Annotated in this window: 14 protein-coding genes; 5 read left to right on the top strand and 9 right to left on the bottom strand. The window is 69.1% G+C overall.

Annotated elements, in window-relative coordinates; genetic code table 11:
- Positions 1 to 6: 6 nt before the first annotated feature.
- The 4 genes from spt to lptG all read left to right on the top strand — a co-directional run bounded on the left by spt (position 7) and on the right by lptG (position 5,579).
- A complete protein-coding gene (gene spt / locus RS883_RS04750; protein ID WP_315763187.1) occupies positions 7 to 1,275 on the top strand; it encodes a serine palmitoyltransferase in 1,269 nt (422 codons plus the stop codon).
- A 14-nt stretch (positions 1,276 to 1,289) separates the two neighbouring features.
- Positions 1,290 to 3,209: an ATP-binding protein gene (locus RS883_RS04745; RefSeq protein ID WP_315763185.1), complete on the top strand. Its 1,920-nt coding sequence runs from the start codon at positions 1,290 to 1,292 to the stop codon at positions 3,207 to 3,209.
- A gap of 85 nt (positions 3,210 to 3,294) precedes the next feature.
- Complete coding sequence (locus RS883_RS04740; RefSeq protein WP_315763183.1) at positions 3,295 to 4,485, top strand: LptF/LptG family permease; 1,191 nt, start codon at positions 3,295 to 3,297, stop codon at positions 4,483 to 4,485.
- Positions 4,482 to 5,579, top strand: coding sequence for an LPS export ABC transporter permease LptG (gene lptG, locus RS883_RS04735; RefSeq protein WP_315763181.1), 1,098 nt, complete (start codon positions 4,482 to 4,484; stop codon positions 5,577 to 5,579). The genes RS883_RS04740 and lptG overlap by 4 nt, the downstream gene beginning before the upstream one ends.
- A 188-nt stretch (positions 5,580 to 5,767) precedes the next feature.
- Here the strand turns inward: lptG and RS883_RS04730 are convergent, their stop codons facing one another.
- Complete coding sequence (locus RS883_RS04730) at positions 5,768 to 6,880, bottom strand: fatty acid desaturase family protein (protein WP_409977391.1); 1,113 nt, start codon at positions 6,878 to 6,880, stop codon at positions 5,768 to 5,770.
- Between the two features lie 89 nt (positions 6,881 to 6,969).
- Between RS883_RS04730 and RS883_RS04725 the strand changes: the two genes are divergently transcribed.
- A complete protein-coding gene (locus RS883_RS04725; RefSeq protein ID WP_315763179.1) occupies positions 6,970 to 8,115 on the top strand; it encodes an N-acetyltransferase in 1,146 nt (381 codons plus the stop codon).
- 45 nt (positions 8,116 to 8,160) lie between these two features.
- Here RS883_RS04725 and RS883_RS04720 read toward each other — a convergent pair whose 3' ends face one another.
- The 8 genes from RS883_RS04720 to RS883_RS04685 form a co-directional block, all read right to left on the bottom strand.
- Complete coding sequence (locus RS883_RS04720) at positions 8,161 to 8,409, bottom strand: hypothetical protein (RefSeq protein ID WP_315763177.1); 249 nt, start codon at positions 8,407 to 8,409, stop codon at positions 8,161 to 8,163.
- Between the two features lie 170 nt (positions 8,410 to 8,579).
- Positions 8,580 to 9,767: a GGDEF domain-containing protein gene (locus RS883_RS04715; protein WP_315763175.1), complete on the bottom strand. Its 1,188-nt coding sequence runs from the start codon at positions 9,765 to 9,767 to the stop codon at positions 8,580 to 8,582.
- A 59-nt stretch (positions 9,768 to 9,826) separates the two neighbouring features.
- On the bottom strand, positions 9,827 to 10,597 hold the full coding sequence (gene xth, locus RS883_RS04710) for an exodeoxyribonuclease III (protein ID WP_315763173.1): 771 nt from the start codon (positions 10,595 to 10,597) through the stop codon (positions 9,827 to 9,829).
- Positions 10,598 to 10,605: 8 nt separating this feature from the next.
- Positions 10,606 to 10,983, bottom strand: a complete 378-nt coding sequence (erpA, locus tag RS883_RS04705; protein ID WP_409977390.1) for an iron-sulfur cluster insertion protein ErpA — start codon at positions 10,981 to 10,983, stop codon at positions 10,606 to 10,608.
- A 49-nt stretch (positions 10,984 to 11,032) separates the two neighbouring features.
- Positions 11,033 to 12,181 (bottom strand): M23 family metallopeptidase, encoded by a 1,149-nt coding sequence (locus RS883_RS04700; protein ID WP_315763172.1) that lies wholly within the window; start codon positions 12,179 to 12,181, stop codon positions 11,033 to 11,035.
- A gap of 93 nt (positions 12,182 to 12,274) precedes the next feature.
- Positions 12,275 to 13,093 carry a ferritin-like domain-containing protein gene (locus tag RS883_RS04695; protein WP_315763170.1) on the bottom strand — a complete coding sequence of 273 codons (819 nt, stop codon included), beginning with the start codon at positions 13,091 to 13,093 and terminating at the stop codon, positions 12,275 to 12,277.
- On the bottom strand, positions 13,090 to 13,548 hold the full coding sequence (locus tag RS883_RS04690) for a peroxiredoxin (RefSeq protein WP_315763168.1): 459 nt from the start codon (positions 13,546 to 13,548) through the stop codon (positions 13,090 to 13,092). Before RS883_RS04690 ends, RS883_RS04695 begins: the two co-directional genes overlap by 4 nt.
- Complete coding sequence (locus tag RS883_RS04685) at positions 13,545 to 16,223, bottom strand: bifunctional [glutamine synthetase] adenylyltransferase/[glutamine synthetase]-adenylyl-L-tyrosine phosphorylase (protein WP_315763166.1); 2,679 nt, start codon at positions 16,221 to 16,223, stop codon at positions 13,545 to 13,547. The genes RS883_RS04690 and RS883_RS04685 overlap by 4 nt, the downstream gene beginning before the upstream one ends.
- Between the last annotated feature and the right edge of the window lie 25 nt (positions 16,224 to 16,248).

Below are 16,248 nucleotides of genomic sequence, written 5' to 3'. Positions count from 1 at the left end.
AGACCGATGACCGAAGCCGCCGCCACCGCCCACGAACTCCCCGCCGAAGCGCCAGCCGCCCCGGCCGAACGCGACCTCTTTTCCAAGTTCGACGCGCTGATCGCCGAGCGTGAGGCGCTGCTCGCCACCGGCGTGCGCGACCCGTTCGCGATCGTGATGGACGAGGTGCATTCGCCGACCGAGGCGGTGATCCGCGGCAAGGAAACGATCCTCGCCGGCACCTACAATTACATGGGCATGACCTTCGATGCGGACGTGATCGCCGCGGGCAAGGCGGCGCTCGACGCGTTCGGATCCGGTACCAACGGCAGCCGGATGCTCAACGGCACCTTCCGCGACCATATCGCCGCTGAGGACGCGCTGCGCGCCTTCTACGGCGCCGACCATGCGATGGTGTTCTCGACCGGCTACCAGGCCAATCTCGGCATCATTTCGACCATCGCCGGTAAGGGCGACTACATCATCCTCGACGCCGACAGTCATGCCTCGATCTACGACGGCTGCGCGCTCGGCAATGCAGAGGTCGTCCGCTTCCGCCACAATTCGGTCGAGGACCTCGACAAGCGGCTCGGGCGCCTGCCCAAGGAAGCGGGCAAGCTCGTCGTGCTGGAGGGCGTCTATTCGATGCTCGGCGACATCGCCCCCCTCGACCAGATGGTCGCGGTCGCGCGCAAGCACGGCGCGATGACGCTCTCCGACGAGGCGCACTCGATGGGCTTCTTCGGCGAGCATGGCCGCGGCGTCTATGAGGCGCAGGGGCTGGAACTCGGCCGCGACATCGATTTCGTCATCGGCACCTTTTCCAAGTCGGTCGGCACCGTCGGCGGCTTCTGCGTCTCGAACCATCCCAAGTTCGAGGTGATGCGCCTCGCCTGCCGCCCGTACATCTTCACCGCATCGCTGCCGCCGTCGGTGGTCGCGACCGCCGCGACCTCCATCACCAAGCTGATGACCGCGACGGAAAAGCGCGAGCGGCTTTGGACCAACGCCCGCACGCTGCACGCAAACCTCAAGGCACTCGGGTTCAAGCTCGGCACCGAGGACGCCGACAGCGCGATCATCGCCGTCATCCTCACCGACCAGCAACAGGCGGTAATGATGTGGCAGGCACTTCTGGAGGCAGGCCTCTACGTCAACATGGCCCGCCCGCCCGCGACGCCGGCCGGCACCTTCCTCCTTCGCTGCTCGCTCTGTGCCGAGCACCGGCCCGAGCAGATCGAGGCGATCAGCGCGATGTTCGCCGAAGCCGGACGCGCCGTCGGCGTGATCGGCTGACCTGCGGGGGCGGCGTGAACGAAAGGCTCCGCCGCCCGCGCTGGCTGCACGACGACTGGCGCGGCTGGGCGGTCGCGCTGATCCTCGTGCTCGGCATGGCGGTGACGTTCGCGCTGGTGCGCACCGTCGTCGACGCCAACACCGCCCGCGACCGCGCGATCGAGCGCCGCTCGCACAGTTTCGAGGTTATGATCCTCGCCCGCTCGCTGGGGGAAAACCTGTCTCAGGCGGAGGCGGCGCTCGGCCGCTTCGTCATCAGCGGTGACAAGCAGCTGGGCGTGCGGTTCGCGCGCGAATGGGCTTCGGCCGGCCGCCAGATGGACCTGCTCGCGCGGATGATGGGCGACAACGCGCTTCAGCGGTCGCGGGTCGTGGCGCTCGACCGGGCGTATCACGCGCGCGGACGCGAACTGGCGACGATCGCTTCCGGCGCGGCGGACCTCCAACCCGATCGCGCGATCGCCGCCTTCTACGACGCCCGCGACAGCGCATCGCTGCGCCGGATCGACGAACTGCTCGGTCAGACGATGGCGGCAGAGCGGCTGCTGCTCGATGCCCGCTCGATCGAGCTCGACGCGACGGTCGCACGATCGAACCGGCTTGCGGGCTTTCTCCTCGCGCTTGGCATTGCGCTGCTCGCCATCGGCCTGTTCGTCGGTTGGCATCTTCTCCAGGCGATCGCCGAGCGCCGCGCTGCCGCCGACGAAGCCGACGCGGAACGCGCCCGCGCCGCCGAACTCGAGGCCGCCGTCGCCGCCGCGACCGAAAGCCTGCGCGCCGAACAGGCCGAGCGCGCGGCGGCGGAGGCACAGCTCGGCCAGGCGCAGAAGATGGAGGCGATCGGCCAGCTGACCGGCGGCATCGCCCATGACTTCAACAACATGCTCGCCGTCGTGCTCGGCGGAATCGAGCTCGCGCGCCGTCACGCCGCCACCGATCCGGCGCTCGCCCGCCACCTCGACCTTGCGGCAGAGGGTGGTCAGCGTGCCGCCGCGCTCACGCGCCAGCTGCTCGCCTTCGCCCGCGCCGAACCCGTCGCGCCGGAGGCGATCGACCCGCCGGCGCTGATCGCCGGCATGACCCCGCTGCTCGACCGCACGCTGGGCGACGCGATCCGCATCGAGACGCGCGACGAGGCGCAGGGCTGGTGCGTGTGGGCGGACCGCCATCAGCTCGAAAACGCGATCCTCAACCTCGCCGTCAACGCGCGCGACGCGATGGAAGGGCGCGGCACGCTGACGCTCACCGCGCGGGCGGTGAAGCTTGGGGCGGCGGAGGTGGGCGGGTGTTCGGCGGGCGAGCATGTCGCCTTTGCCGTCACCGACAGCGGCCACGGCATGACGCCCGAGATCAAGGCGCGCGTGTTCGAGCCCTTCTTCACCACCAAGCCGGTCGGGCGCGGTACCGGCCTCGGCCTCAGCCAGGTGTTCGGCACCGTGCGCCGCTTCGGCGGCGAGATCGCCATCGAGTCGGCACCCGGCGAGGGCACGACGGTCACGCTCTATCTGCCCCGCTTCCAGGACGCCGCCGCCGTCCCCGCGCCGGCCGAGCCCGCCGACGTCCCGAGCGAACCCGGCACCGGTCTGGACATCCTCGTCGTCGAGGATGACGCGCGCGTGCTCAAGTCGGTGCTCGCCGCGCTCGGCGAACTCGGTCATCGTGCGGTCGGCTGCGGCGATCCGGCAGACGCGCCCCGCGCCATCGCCGCTATGCCGCGCGTCGACCTGATCCTTTCCGACGTGCTGATGCCCGGCCAGACCGGGCCCGAGCTGGTCCAGGCGCTCCGCACCGACCGCCCCGACCTGCGCGTCCTGTTCATGACCGGGTTCGCCGGCGATCTGGACGACGACGCGCTCGGCCACGATTCGGTGATCCGAAAGCCCTTCACGCTCGCGGCGCTGTCGCATGCGATCGCGGCCGCCGCCGGGGGCTGACAAGCGCGTCGGCGAGGCCCTATAGACGATGCCGGCCGTCCCCCGCGGTCCCCGACCTGCGTGAAAAGGCACCGCCACAGCCCCCATGGCCTCGATCGACCGCTACATGGCCCGCCTGATCGCGGTGCCGCTGTTCTCGACCCTGGTCATCGCGGCGATGCTGCTGGTGCTCGACCGCATGCTGCGCCTGTTCGACTTCGTCGCAACAGAGGGCGGCCCGGTCGGCGTCGTGTGGAAGATGCTGGCCAACCTGCTGCCCGAATATCTCGGCCTCGGCATTCCCATCGGGCTGATGCTCGGCATCCTCCTCGCCTTCCGCAAGCTTGCGGCGCAAAGCGAGCTCGACGTGCTGCGCGGTGTCGGCATGAGCTATTCGCGGCTGCTGCGCGTCCCCTATCTCTACACGATTGCGCTGGCCGCCTTGAACCTGGCGATCGTCGGCTATGTCCAGCCCAAGGCGCGCTACGCCTATGAGGAGCTGCGGTTCGAGCTGCGCTCGGGTGCGCTCGGCGCCTCGATCAAGGTCGGCGAGTTTACGAGCTTCGGCCCCGACATGGCGCTCCGTATCGAGGAAAGCCGCAAGAACGGCGCCGACCTGTCGGGCATCTTCGTCCATTTCCGGTCGAAGGATAACAGCTGGTACGCCGCGACCGCCGAAAAGGGCCAGTTCCTGCGCACCGACGATCCCAACACGATCATCTTCCGCCTGACGCGCGGAGCGCTGGTCCATAATTCGCCCGGCTTCACCCAGCCGCGCGTACTGACCTTCACCAGTCACGATTTGCCGATCCCGTTGCCGCAGTTCGGCCAGTTCCGCGCGCGCGGCGACCGCAACCTCGAACGCACGCTGCCGGAGCTCGTCGTGCTCGGCAAGGATCCGCGCGTGACGGAGGAGATCCGCGACACCAGCCGCGCCGCCTTCCACTTCCGCGTGGTCGAGGTGGCGACGATGTTCCTGCTGCCGCTGCTGGCGCTCGCGCTCGGCATCCCGCCGAAGCGATCGTCCTCGGCGCTGGGCGTCTTCCTGTCGATCGTGATGATCGTGACCTATCACAAGATCAACGAATATGGCGAAGCGATCGGCGGGCTCGGCCGCGTCGATCCGATCATCGCCTTGTGGGGACCGTTCACGGTGTTCGCCGCGCTGATCGTCTGGATGTTCTATCAGACCGCCTATGTCCCCGGCGGCCAGCCGATCGCCGCGCTCGAACGCTGGTTCGGCAAGGCGGCATCGGCGATCGCCCGGCGACTGCCCGGCCGGAGGCGGATGGCATGAGCGCGGCCAGCTTCTTCCCGTCGCGCACCGTCACGCTCTACATGGGCAAGATGTTCCTGGTGCGCACCTTCGCCATCCTGGCGGCGCTGGTGCTCGTCCTCCAGGCGCTCGATCTGCTCTCCGAAAGCGGCCGCATCCTTGCCTATGCGGGCAACGGCCAGGGCGAGGTGCTGCGCTATGTCAGCCTTCGCACGCCGGAGATCATCGCCCGCTTCCTGCCCTTTGCGGTGCTGCTCGGCACGATCATCACACTGTCGACGCTCAACCAGAACAGCGAGGTCGTCTCGATGAAGGCGGCCGGGCTGTCGGCGCATCAGGTGCTGGCGCCGCTGATCGTCACCGCGCTCGGCGTCGCGGTGGTGAGCTTCACCTTCAACGAGCGCGTCGTCGCCCGCGCCACCGCCACGCTCGACCAGTGGCAGCGGGTCGATTACGGCCCCCTCCCCGTCGATCGCGGCGACCGCGCCAACGTGTGGGTGCGAGAGGGCAACAACCTGATGAACGTCCGCCAGGTCGCGGGCCGCGGCGACGCCGTGCGGATCGCGGGCATCACGCTCTATGTCCGCGACGGCGGCACGCTCCGCTCGGTCCTGAGCGCCACCACCGGCCGGCGCGAGGGTCAGGGCTGGCGCGTCGAGGGTGCCAAGCGGTTCGACGTCGCGGCGGGCCGGCTCGAGAATTTGGGCAGCGCGCATATCGGCGACGGCATCAGCCCGGACCAGTTCACGCTCGCCAGCGTCGATGCCGACGGCCTGTCCTTCTCTGCCCTGGCGAGCGCAATCGACGAGCTGGAGACCGCCGGTCGCCCGACCAAGGCGCTAGAAGGCGCGCTATGGCACAAGCTGTCCGGCCCGCTGTCGTCCGTGCTGATGCCGCTGCTGGGCGCCGTCGCGGCGTTCGGTGTCGCGCGGTCGGGCAAGCTGTTCGTCCGCGCGGTGATCGGCATGGGGCTCGGCTTCGCATACTTCGTCGCCGACAATTTCGCGCTTGCGATGGGCAATCTCGGTGCCTACCCGCCCTTCCTCGCGGCGTGGGCGCCGTTCCTGCTGTTCTTCCTGATCGGCGAAGCGGTGCTGATCCGGACGGAGGAATAAACTGACACCCCGTTCGTCCTGAGCCTGTCGAAGGACGTGTTATGTGGCGCTACGCTTTGACACGTGCTTCGACAAGCTCAGCACGAACGGGTGAACGGTGCCGTGCTCCCGCGCAGGCTGGAGCACAGAGCCACGCGGAACAGCGTTCGCCACCCTGGGCTCCCGCCTGCGCGGGAGCACCAGCGCGCTCAGCGCTGGCCCAACGTCCCGCGCACCAGCCGCACGAGCAGCCCCGGCAATCCGCGATGGTTCGCGGCATGGAAGGGCGAATGCGCCTCCAGCACGCCGGACAAACGGCGATGCGCCTCGCCCAGCGAGTGGTAGGGCAGCCCCGGCAGGAGATGGTGGAGCGCATGATAGCGCAGGCCCACCGGCGCCCACAGTAACGGCAGCATTCCCGGCGGCGGCACGTTGACCGAGTCGAGATACTGCGACGTCACCGACATCGCCTCGCCCTCATTCTCCCAGAGATGGGCGACGAGCGTGCGGACCTGGTTGATGATCATCAGCGCCGAGATCGCGCCGAGATAGATGGCGAACGCCTTGAGCGGCACGACGCCCGCAACCGTCAGCGCCACCAGCGTGATCGCCCAGACGCTCGCCGCGCGCTCGTAGCGGCGGAACAGCGTCAGCGCCTCGCCCTCGATCGGACGGCGGCGGAAGTCGGGATTGATCGCCAGCGCCGAGAAGCGCGCATCGATCTCGGCGCGCAGCTTCGGGCTGACCAGCCCGACCGGCACCATGATGCCGAAGCGGATCAGGAAGCCGATCGGCGCCAGCGCGGCGACCAGCACGAACAGCGGCACGCTCCACGGCTTCATATGCGCCAGCGGCAGATATTCGGGATCGTCGGCGGTGCCGTACTTGGTCCGCTGATGGTGGAGGTTGTGGACGCCCTCATACAGGAACGACGGCGCCAGCAGCGGCACGCCGATCAGCGCGTTCCAGCCGGTGCGAAACCCCGGCAGTGCCGAATGCTTGATGTGGCTCACTTCGTGGATGAAGCTCGCCGCGCGATAGAGCGCGAGCACCGCGACGACGAACGCCGCCACCGCCCAGCCGGTCGAAGCCAGCGTCATCGACGCGATCAACGCGCCATAGCCCAGCGCGCTCGACGCGATCAGGTCGGTCCAGTAGATCGTCGGATTGGGCTTCAACAGGTCGCGCGTCAGCTCGGCGGCGGTGCGGAGCATCGCCTTGTCCTCCGCCATGCGGTCGCGCACCGGCGCCGCCATCCGCCGCGCGGCGACGCCGCTCGCGTCGATCTGGTTCACCGTCAGCATGTTCATGATCGCATCCATTGACATGAGATAGTGGCAGTATGTTGGCGTGCAATCCGGCGGTTCTGGACGCTTGACAGCGTCGCCCCGCAGGAGGACGTGAAGCTCCCATGATCCAGGTTCGCCCCGTCGCCACCAAGGCCGATACCCGCGCCTTCATCGACCTTGCTTATCGCCTGAACGCCGACGACCCGAACTGGGTACCGCCGCTGCGACAGGAAGTGGCGGAAACGATCAGCCCCAAGAAGAACGGCTGGTTCAGCCATGCCGAGGGCCAGCTCTTCCTCGCCGAGCGCGGCGACAAGGTGGTGGGTCGCATTTCCGCGCATGTCGACACGCTCGCGCTGACCATGCCCGCCGACCGCGGCTTTGGTCCCGGCACCGGCCAATGGGGCCTGCTGGAGGCAGAGGATGGCGAGGTCGCGGCCGCGCTCATCCGCACGGCGGAAGCATGGCTGAAGGGCAAGGGGCTGACGCGCGCGCTCGGCCCCATCAGCCTGTCGATCTGGGAACAGCCGGGCCTCCTGACCGAAGGCTTCGATCATCCGCCGACGGTGCTGATGGGCCACAACAAGCCCGAACAGCGCGGCTGGGTCGAGGCGGCGGGCTATACGCCGGCGAAGGAACTCGTCACCTACGAGCTCGACATTACCCAGGAATTCCCGCCGATCGTCCAGCGCATCGTCGCCGCGGGCGAGCGCAATGCGCGCATCCGCGTGCGCGAGGTCGACAAGGCGAAATTCGCCGAGGAAGCGGCGATCATCCTGGGCATCCTCAACGACGCCTGGGGCGACAATTGGGGCTTCGTGCCGCTGACCCAGCCAGAGATCGACGATGTCGGCAAGAAGCTGAAGCCGATCGTGTTCAACGACCTCATCCGCATCGCCGAACTGGATGGCGAGCCGGTGGCGTTCATGATTACGCTGCCCGACCTCAACGAGGCGGTGGCGCCGCTCAAGGGCAACCTCCTCCCCTTCGGCTGGGCCAAGCTGCTCCTGTGGCTGCGCCGGCCCAAGGCGCGGACGATGCGCGTGCCGCTGATGGGCGTGGTCAAGCGGCTTCAGGCGTCGCGAATGGCGAGCCAGCTCGCCTTCATGATGATCGAATATATCCGCCGCGACGCGGTCGCGCATTACGGCGCATCGCGCGGGGAGATCGGCTGGATCCTCGACGACAATCAGGGGATGATCGCGATCGCCGACGCGATCCAGAGCCGGATCAACAAGCGCTACACGATCTTCGAGAAAGCGCTCTGATCCGCCGGCTCCGGGGCACACGGCCCCGGAGCGGTGTCGTCGCGATCAGCGCTGGAACGGGTCGATGCCCTTGGCCTTCCAGTCCTTCATCGTGTTGCAGACCTTGCGCGGCACGCGCGAGCCGGTGATCGTGTCGCGGATGCAGACGCGCGTGCTGTCCGACGCCTGATAGGGGACCGACGCCGCAGGACGCGCCGGCGCGCCAGCCGGCTTGGGATCTTCGGCAAGCGCGGGCGCCGCGGCGGCGATGCCAAGGCTGGCGACGAAGATGGCGGTGCTCGTAATGATCGACATGGGGTCCTCCTCCACTTTGCGTCGCTGCGGGGGCTGGCGACGCACGGAAGATTGCACGGCGCGTGCCAGATCGGCCGGTCCCCTGTTTTCAACAAGTTGCCGGTGTAACGACTGTCGATTACACTTGTAGTCGGCAGAAGCTGCGAAGGGTTGGCGAAATCCGCCGGTGCTCAACCCGCCCGGTCGAGCGCCAGGATCTCGGCGCCGCGCTCGGGCTCGGCGGCGGCGCGGGCGATGCGGTTGCGACCCTGCGCCTTCGCCGCGTAGAGCGCGCGGTCGGCGCGGGCGAGCGCGGCGTCCATCGGCCTGCCAGGCATTCGCTCGGCCGCGCCGCCGCTGACGGTATAGGCGATCCCCTCCACCGGCGCCGTCGCCGCGACATGGCGCACCCGCTCGGCCAAGCGCCAGGCGGCGTCGAGGCCGAGCCCCGGCAGCACCATCGCGAACTCCTCGCCGCCCAGCCGTGCTACTGCGCCGCCCGGCGGCACATGCGCCTCCAGGACCGCTGCGAACGCACCGATCACCCGGTCGCCGGCGGCGTGGCCGTGCCGGTCGTTGATCGCCTTGAACTGGTCGAGGTCGAACAGCACCACCGGTACCGGCCGGTGCGACCGGTCGGCCTCGGCCAGCAACCGATCGAGCCGCGCGAAGAAACCGCGGCGATTGTCGAGGCCGGTCATCGGATCGCTGTTCGCCTCGCTCCGCGACCGCAGCACCGCCGCTTCGTGCACCAGCAGCAACAGGACGAGTCCCGCGGACGTGAGCAGCAGCCCCGTCACCGCTTGGGACAGCGCGGCATAGTTGCTCGCGGCATAATCGCGCGCGGTAGCGCCCGAACCGAGCCACACGGACGCGACCGCCTTCAGCGGAAAATGCGCAGCCACCAGCGCGAAATCGACCGTGAGCACGACGGTCAGCAGCCGTCGCGGCCGCACGCGCGAGGCGGCAAGCGTCGCCGCCAGCATCGCGAGCGCGAACGGCGCCTGATAGGCAAGCTCGTAAGGGAGCCAGTCGCGCGGTCCGCCCCAGATCATCATCCGGAGCGCGACGCCGCCGACGAACAGCGCCATCAGCAATCGTCGCGAGCTGCGCTGGCCGAAGAAGGTCGCGACGCTGTACGCGGTGACGAGCATCGAGGCGAGAAAGCTCGCATAACCGGCAAGCGAGAAGAAGGTCGGCAGTGAGGTATAGCGGACCAGCAGCTCGCACAGCGGCGTCAACATGCCGAGCAGATAGGCGGCAGCGAACAGTCGCGCGTGGCGCTGGCTGGGGTCGGTTGCGGCGATCGCGCCAAAGCTCAGCGCGAACAACAGCGCCACGCCGACATTCGCCGCCAGTCCGAACCCGCCCGCTTCCATCTTCACCCCCAGTGAAGCCGCAGACCCTAATCCGCAGAGGCTGTCGTCCGGTTAACGGCTCAGCGCAGCCGTACCCAGGTCGGCGCGTGATCGCTCGCCTTCTCCCGCCCGCGATATTCCTTGTCGACGCCGGCATCGACTAGGCGGTCGGCGGCAGTCGGGCTGAGCAGCAGATGATCGATGCGGAACCCCGCGTCGCGCTGCCATGCGCCCGCCTGATAGTCCCAAAACGTCCAGACGCCGCCGCCGGGAAAGCGCGTGCGCAGCGCATCGGTCCACCCCTGCGCGACCAGCCGGCGATAGCCTTGGCGCGATTCAGGCTGCATCAGTGCATCGCTTTCCATCGCGCGGACGGAGAAGGTGTCGTCGTCATTGGGAATGACGTTATAGTCGCCCGCCAGCACCACCGGCCGCTCCTCGGCGAGCAGATCGCGCGCACGCGCCGACAATCGTTCGATCCAGCGCAGCTTGTAGTCGAATTTGGGACCGGGCACCGGATTGCCGTTGGGCAGGTAGATCGAGGCGATGACGACGCCATCCACCTCGGCCTCCAAATAGCGGCTATGCTCGTCCTCCGGCTCGCCCGTCAGGCCCCGCTGACGCTCGAACGGATCGGCGCCCTTGGCCAGAATCGCGACGCCGTTGAAGCCCTTCTGTCCGTGCCACACCGCGCCGTACCCGGCGCCCCGAATATCGGCCTCCGGAAAGGTTTCGTCGCTCGACTTGAGTTCCTGAAGACAGACGACATCGGGCTGCTGCTCCTCGAGATATTCGAGGAGGCGGGGCAGCCGCGCCTTGATGCCGTTGACGTTGTAGCTGACGATCCGCACGTGCGCCGTCAGACCGAGAAGCTGGTGCCGCAGCCGCAGCCCGAGGCAGCGACCGGATTGTTCACCCGGAACGCCGCGCCGCCGAGCGATTCGACAAAATCGACCTCCGCTCCCCGGACGAGGTCCAGACTGACCGAATCGACTACCAGCTTGACGCCATTGGTTTCGGCCACGCTGTCGTCGCTATCGACCCATTCGGCGAGACCGAAGCGGTACTGGAAGCCCGAGCACCCACCCCCTTCGACTGAAAGGCGCAGGATCGCTGGCTTTTTCTGGCGATCGGCAATGGCGGCGACGCGCGCGGCAGCGGCGGGGCTCAGCGCGATGTCGGCGGCGGTGTGGAGGTCGGTCATGGAGGTGGAGATAAGGGAAGTGGGGGTCGCCATCAATGGACGACCCCTCTCCTCCCCTACCTCTCAAACCCTGGTGGCGGCCTTACTTGGCAGGGCCGCCGACGGCGCCGCGCTGGCGCAGCGCCTTGTCCTGCGCCCCTAACAGAAGATCGGCGGTCTGCATATAGGGAAGCGGATTGACCGCGCGACCGCCGATGCGGACCTCGTAATGGAGGTGGCTACCGGTCGAACGGCCGGTCGAACCCATCAGGCCGATCAGCTGGCCGCGCTTCACGCGCGTGCTGCCGCCGATCAGGATCTTGCTGAGATGGCCGTAGCGCGTCTCGATGCCCTTGCCGTGATTGATCTCGACGAGGTTGCCGTACGCGCCGGCGCGCTGTGCGCGCGACACGATGCCGTCAGCGGTCGCATAGACCGGCGTGCCGATCGGGCCGGGAATGTCGACGCCGGCATGCATCGCGGCGGTGCCGCGGAACGGGTCGGAGCGGACGCCGAACGAAGAGGTGAGCGCGACGTTCTCGACCGGCTGGAGCGACGGAATGGCGATCACCGCCTGCTCGAGCGTGTCGAGCTTCTTCCAGCTCTGGAACAGCGAGCGGAACTGCGCATCGGCATTGGTGTCGGCCGCGGCCTCGGCGGCGTCCTTGCTGTCGAGCGGGATCAGCGGCCCACCCATGCCGGCGCGGGCCAGGACGCGCTCGGGCTTGACGCCCAGCTTCTTGAGCTGGCGCGCGGTGGCGGCGAGGCGGGCGTCGGTCGCCTCGCGCGCGGCCATCGCATATTCGACCTGACGCGCCTCGACCTGGTGCAGCGGCGCGAGGATCTGGGCGGCAGCGGCCTCGGCGCGAAGCTCGGGCGCTTCGGCCAGGTCGGCGAGCTGCTCGGGATCGCCCCTGCCGCTCAGCACCGCGGCGATCAGCGCCTGGCGCTTTTCGACGCGGGCGGCATGCGCCTTTGCCGCATCGCGGACTGCGACGACGTCGGCGCGCATCTTGGCGACCTCGGCCTGCATCGCCTCTACCTTGCCGTCGGGGGCGGTCATCGCCTGGACCGCGCCATAGCCGCTCATCGACAGCGTCGCCATCGCGGCGCCCGCGAGCATCAGCTGGTGGATCGGCTTGACCGCCACGCGGCGCGCCTTGCGGCCATCGTGGATCAGGAACTGGCGGGTACGGAGGAAAGGAGCCTTTTGCCGGGTCGGTACGTTATTGGCGTTCGACAGTTCAGACATAAAGCGCTTGCGACCCAGACACGCGGGAGCGGGCAGGATGCCCGGCCGCTTGTGAAGATGTCCCGTTCGCAGCCCCACCCGCGTCTCGTGACGTCAGGCTGTGTGTCCGGTAACATTGGTGTCAGCAAGGGGCGCATAGAAATCGCGCGTCAAACCGGCTGCGGCGCGCGCTGAATCGTTGAACGGTGGCTTAATGGCTCCCCGAAAGTAGCGGGAAACCAGGCTTTGCCAGTGCTCGGCCGGGTTCAGCGAATCCCGGACGCACCCCCACCCGTACCAGCGCGTGCCCGCCGAGACGTGGCGGATCTCGTCGGTCAGGATGCGGCGAAGGATGCGCACGGTCGGCGCGTCGTCGGCGCTGGCGAACCGGTCGATCGTCTGCGGCGTTACATCCAGCCCGCGCGCCTCCAGCACCATCGGCACGACCGCCAGCCGGCCCAGCGCATCGTGCCGCGTCGCAAAGGCGGCGTCCCATAGCCCGTCATGCGCCGGCATCGCGCCATAAAAGCTGCCCAGGCTGCGCAACCGCCGCTCGATCACCGCGAAGTGCATCGCCTCGTCGGCGCCCACCGCCATCCAGTCGTCGACGAAGCCGCGCGGGAACTCCGCCCCGAACCGCCCCACCGCATCGAAGGCGAGGTCGATCGCGACGAACTCGATATGGGCAAGCGCGTGGATCAACGCGATGCGACCCCGCTCCGACCCGCCGCGACCGCGCTTGGGCATGCGGTTGGGCGGCAGCAGCTCGGGCGCCGCCGGGCGCGCGGGTCGATCGGGCATGGCCACGTCGAAACGGTGATCGAGCCGCCCCATCCGCCAGTCGCGCGACGCCGCCCGCGCCGCCTTCACCTTCTCGCGCGGCTCGGCCGCGGTGAGGACGGCATGCACCGCTTCGGCAACGCTCCGGCTCACAGCGTCTTCGCGACCTCCAGCACCTCGGCGACGTGGCCCGGCACCTTCACCTTGCGCCAGACGCGCGCGAGCTTGCCGTCCTTGCCGAACAGGAAGGTCGCACGCTCGATGCCCATGTACTTCTTGCCGTACATCGACTTCTCGACCCAGGTGCCGAACGCCTCGCACACGCGGTCGTCGGCGTCGGTGGCGAGCGGGACGGTCAGCTCGTACTTGGCGGTGAACTTCGCGTGCTTGGCGGGCGGGTCCTTGGAGATGCCGAGCACCTCGACCCCCGCCGCCGCGAAGTCGGCCATCGCGGCGGAGAAGTCCTTTGCCTCGTTGGTGCAGCCCGACGTGTCGTCCTTGGGATAAAAATAGACGACCAGCGGCATGGCATACTCGGCAAGCGACCGCTCGCTGCCATCGGGCAGCGTCACCTTGACCGCCGGGATCGGGTCGCCTTCCTTCATCATTCGTCTCCTTGTGCCGCTTCCCACGCCGCGCAGACCTGTTCGCGCACCCGATCCATCGCGGTCGTCACCGCGTTCCAATCGGCGAGGCCGAGTGCGCGGGCAATCAGGGCCTGAGTCGGGGGCGGCGGCACCTGCGCATCGGGCGCGACCAGCCGCAATGTGACGATCAGCCGTGTCAGCAGATCGTGCGCGGCGATCAGGTCGGGCGGGACCAGCCCCGCCTCCGCCAGCATCAGGATCGCGGCGGCAAGATCGGGCGAGAAGCCGGCGCGGTGCGCAAGCTGCCGGACATGCACCGCGAATTCCAGGTCGACGAGCCCGCCGTCGAGCAGCTTGGCATCGAGCGGCCCCTGCGCCGGCTTGTGCGCGCGCATCTCGGCCCGCATCGTCCGCGCGTCGGCGGCGATGTCGCGCTCGGGCCGCTCGCCGCCGAGCACCGCGGCGATGATCGCCTGCGTCCGCTCGCGCGCCTGGGCCGAGCCGAACACCGGCCGCGCGCGGGTCAGCGCCATATGCTCCCACGTCCACGCGCTCTCGGTCTGGTAGCGGCGGAACCCCTCCAGCGACACGACCAGTGGGCCCTGATTGCCCGAAGGCCGCAGCCGCGTGTCCACCGGATAGAGCGGGCCGGACGCGGTCGGCACCGACAGGGCCGCCGTCACCCGCTGCGCCAGTCGGTTGTAGTAATGAACGGCGCCCAGCGGCCGCTTTCCGTCGCTCTCGGCCGCATGGTCGCCGGTAAAAAGATAGACGAGGTCGAGGTCGCTGGCATGCGTCAGCGCGCCGCCGCCCAGCCGGCCCAGGGCGAGGATGACGAGCTCGCTGTCCGACACCCGGCCATGCGCGCGCTCGAACTCCGCGACCGTGGCCGCGGCAAGCGCCTCGATCGCCGCCTCGGCAAGGCGGGCATAGCCGCCCGCGACCTCCAGCGGATCGCGCACGCCCGCGACGATCTGCACGCCGAGCGCGAAGCGGGTTTCCGCGACGACGCGGCGGACATGGTCGAGCCGCTGCTCATACTCCAGCCGCCCCGCCGCCATCGCGCGGACCAGGTCGGCGACCTCGCCCACCGGCTCCAGCGCGCTCGCGTCGATCAACCCGTCCAGCAGCTCGGCCCGCCGCCCCAGCGCGTCGGCCAGCGTCGGCGCCAGCGACAACACCGTCGCGAGCAGTCGGGCAAGCTGCGGCTGCGCGTCGATCAGTCGGAAGAAGTTGATCGCGCTCGGCAAGCCAGCCAGCATCCGGTCGAACCGCAGCAGCGCCGCATCGGGATCGGGCGCCTCGCCCAGCGCCGCGATCAGGCCGGGCAACACATCCTCCAGCGCCGCGCGCGCCGGCGCTGACCGGAGCGCCGGATAGGCGGCCGACCGCCATTCGGCGACACGGCGCACGGCGCTCGCCGGATCGGCGAATCCGGCCTCGCTCAATCGCGTGGCAAGCCCCGCCTCGGCATCGGGCAGGCGATCGGCGGTGTCGGGCTCGATCGCGTCATAGATCGGGCCGACCGCCTCGACATGGGCGGAGAGGTCCGCGAGCAACGCCGCACCGTCCGCCAGCCCGTCGAGCCGCGCCACCCGATCCAGCGCCTCGCCCGCGGGCAGCGCATGCGTCTGGCGATCGTCGATCATCTGCACCCGATGCTCGACCGTGCGCAGCCGGCGATAGGCGGCGGCGAGCGTCTCGGCATCGCGCGCGTCGATGCGGCCTGCCGCCCCCAGTGCCGCGAGCGCGTCGAGCGTCGCGGGCACGCGCAGCGCCGGTTCGCGCCCGCCATGGATCAGCTGGTGCACCTGCGCGAAGAACTCGACTTCGCGAATGCCGCCGCGCCCGCGCTTCAGGTCGTATCCTGGTCCGAATGCCTGCCCCTGCGCATGATGGTCACGGATGCGCGCGGTGATGCCGCGGATCTCGGCGATCGCCCCGAAGTCGAGGCTGCGCCGCCAGACGAACGGCCGGATCGCGGCAAGGAAGCGCTCGCCCAGCGCAACGTCGCCGGCACAGGCGCGCGCGCGGATGAACGCCGCGCGCTCCCATGGCAGCGCAGCGGACTCGTAATAGCCGATCGCCGCCTCGACCGGCAGCGCGATCGGCGTCACCTCGCTGGATGGGCGAAGGCGCAGGTCGACGCGCAGGACATAGCCGTCGCCGTCGCGCGCCTGGAGCAGCTCGACCACGCGCTTGCCGATCCGCACCGCCGCTTCCTGTGGCTCCTCACGCGGGCGTGTCGGCAGCGTTTCGGGATCGAACAGCAGGATCGGATCGATATCGGATGAATAATTGAGCTCGCGACTGCCCTGCTTGCCGAGCGCGATCGCGACGAACCCGACGGGGTCGGCATCCGGCGTCCGTTCCGCGATAGCCGCGCGGATTGCGATGTCGAGCGCCCGATCGGCGAATTCGGTCAGCGTCCCGACCACCGTCTCCAGCGACCACTCGCCCGACAGGTCGCCCAGCGCCGCAAGCAAGGCAATCCGCCACCGCGCACGCCGCAACCGGGTCGCGACCGGCAAGCCGTCGAGCCCGTCAAAGACCGCCACAAGCGGATCGAGGAGCAGCCGCGCGGGATCGCTCGCCACGCCGGGCTCGCGCTGTGCGGCAAGCTTCAGGAACGGCGATTCGTCGCATGCCCGCGTCAATGCAGCGGAAATTGCTTGGGAGTTTACCGTCTCGTTCATGTCACAGTTGCGCCGAAGCGACGGA

Source organism: Sphingomonas sp. Y38-1Y (assembly GCF_032391395.1).
Lineage (GTDB): Bacteria > Pseudomonadota > Alphaproteobacteria > Sphingomonadales > Sphingomonadaceae > Sphingomonas.
This window is presented reverse-complemented; position numbering and strand designations above follow the sequence as displayed.

What these genes read in the sequence shown, in the direction of transcription:
- erpA (WP_409977390.1), bottom strand. Translation starts at nt 10,983, where the DNA reads ATGGCGACCCCCACTTCCCTTATCTCCACCTCCATGACCGACCTCCAC.
- RS883_RS04730 (WP_409977391.1), bottom strand. Translation starts at nt 6,880, where the DNA reads ATGGATGCGATCATGAACATGCTGACGGTGAACCAGATCGACGCGAGC.
- lptG (WP_315763181.1), top strand. Translation starts at nt 4,482, where the DNA reads ATGAGCGCGGCCAGCTTCTTCCCGTCGCGCACCGTCACGCTCTACATG.
- RS883_RS04740 (WP_315763183.1), top strand. Translation starts at nt 3,295, where the DNA reads ATGGCCTCGATCGACCGCTACATGGCCCGCCTGATCGCGGTGCCGCTG.
- spt (WP_315763187.1), top strand. Translation starts at nt 7, where the DNA reads ATGACCGAAGCCGCCGCCACCGCCCACGAACTCCCCGCCGAAGCGCCA.
- RS883_RS04725 (WP_315763179.1), top strand. Translation starts at nt 6,970, where the DNA reads ATGATCCAGGTTCGCCCCGTCGCCACCAAGGCCGATACCCGCGCCTTC.
- RS883_RS04720 (WP_315763177.1), bottom strand. Translation starts at nt 8,409, where the DNA reads ATGTCGATCATTACGAGCACCGCCATCTTCGTCGCCAGCCTTGGCATC.
- RS883_RS04690 (WP_315763168.1), bottom strand. Translation starts at nt 13,548, where the DNA reads ATGATGAAGGAAGGCGACCCGATCCCGGCGGTCAAGGTGACGCTGCCC.
- RS883_RS04715 (WP_315763175.1), bottom strand. Translation starts at nt 9,767, where the DNA reads ATGGAAGCGGGCGGGTTCGGACTGGCGGCGAATGTCGGCGTGGCGCTG.
- RS883_RS04700 (WP_315763172.1), bottom strand. Translation starts at nt 12,181, where the DNA reads ATGTCTGAACTGTCGAACGCCAATAACGTACCGACCCGGCAAAAGGCT.
- RS883_RS04685 (WP_315763166.1), bottom strand. Translation starts at nt 16,223, where the DNA reads ATGAACGAGACGGTAAACTCCCAAGCAATTTCCGCTGCATTGACGCGG.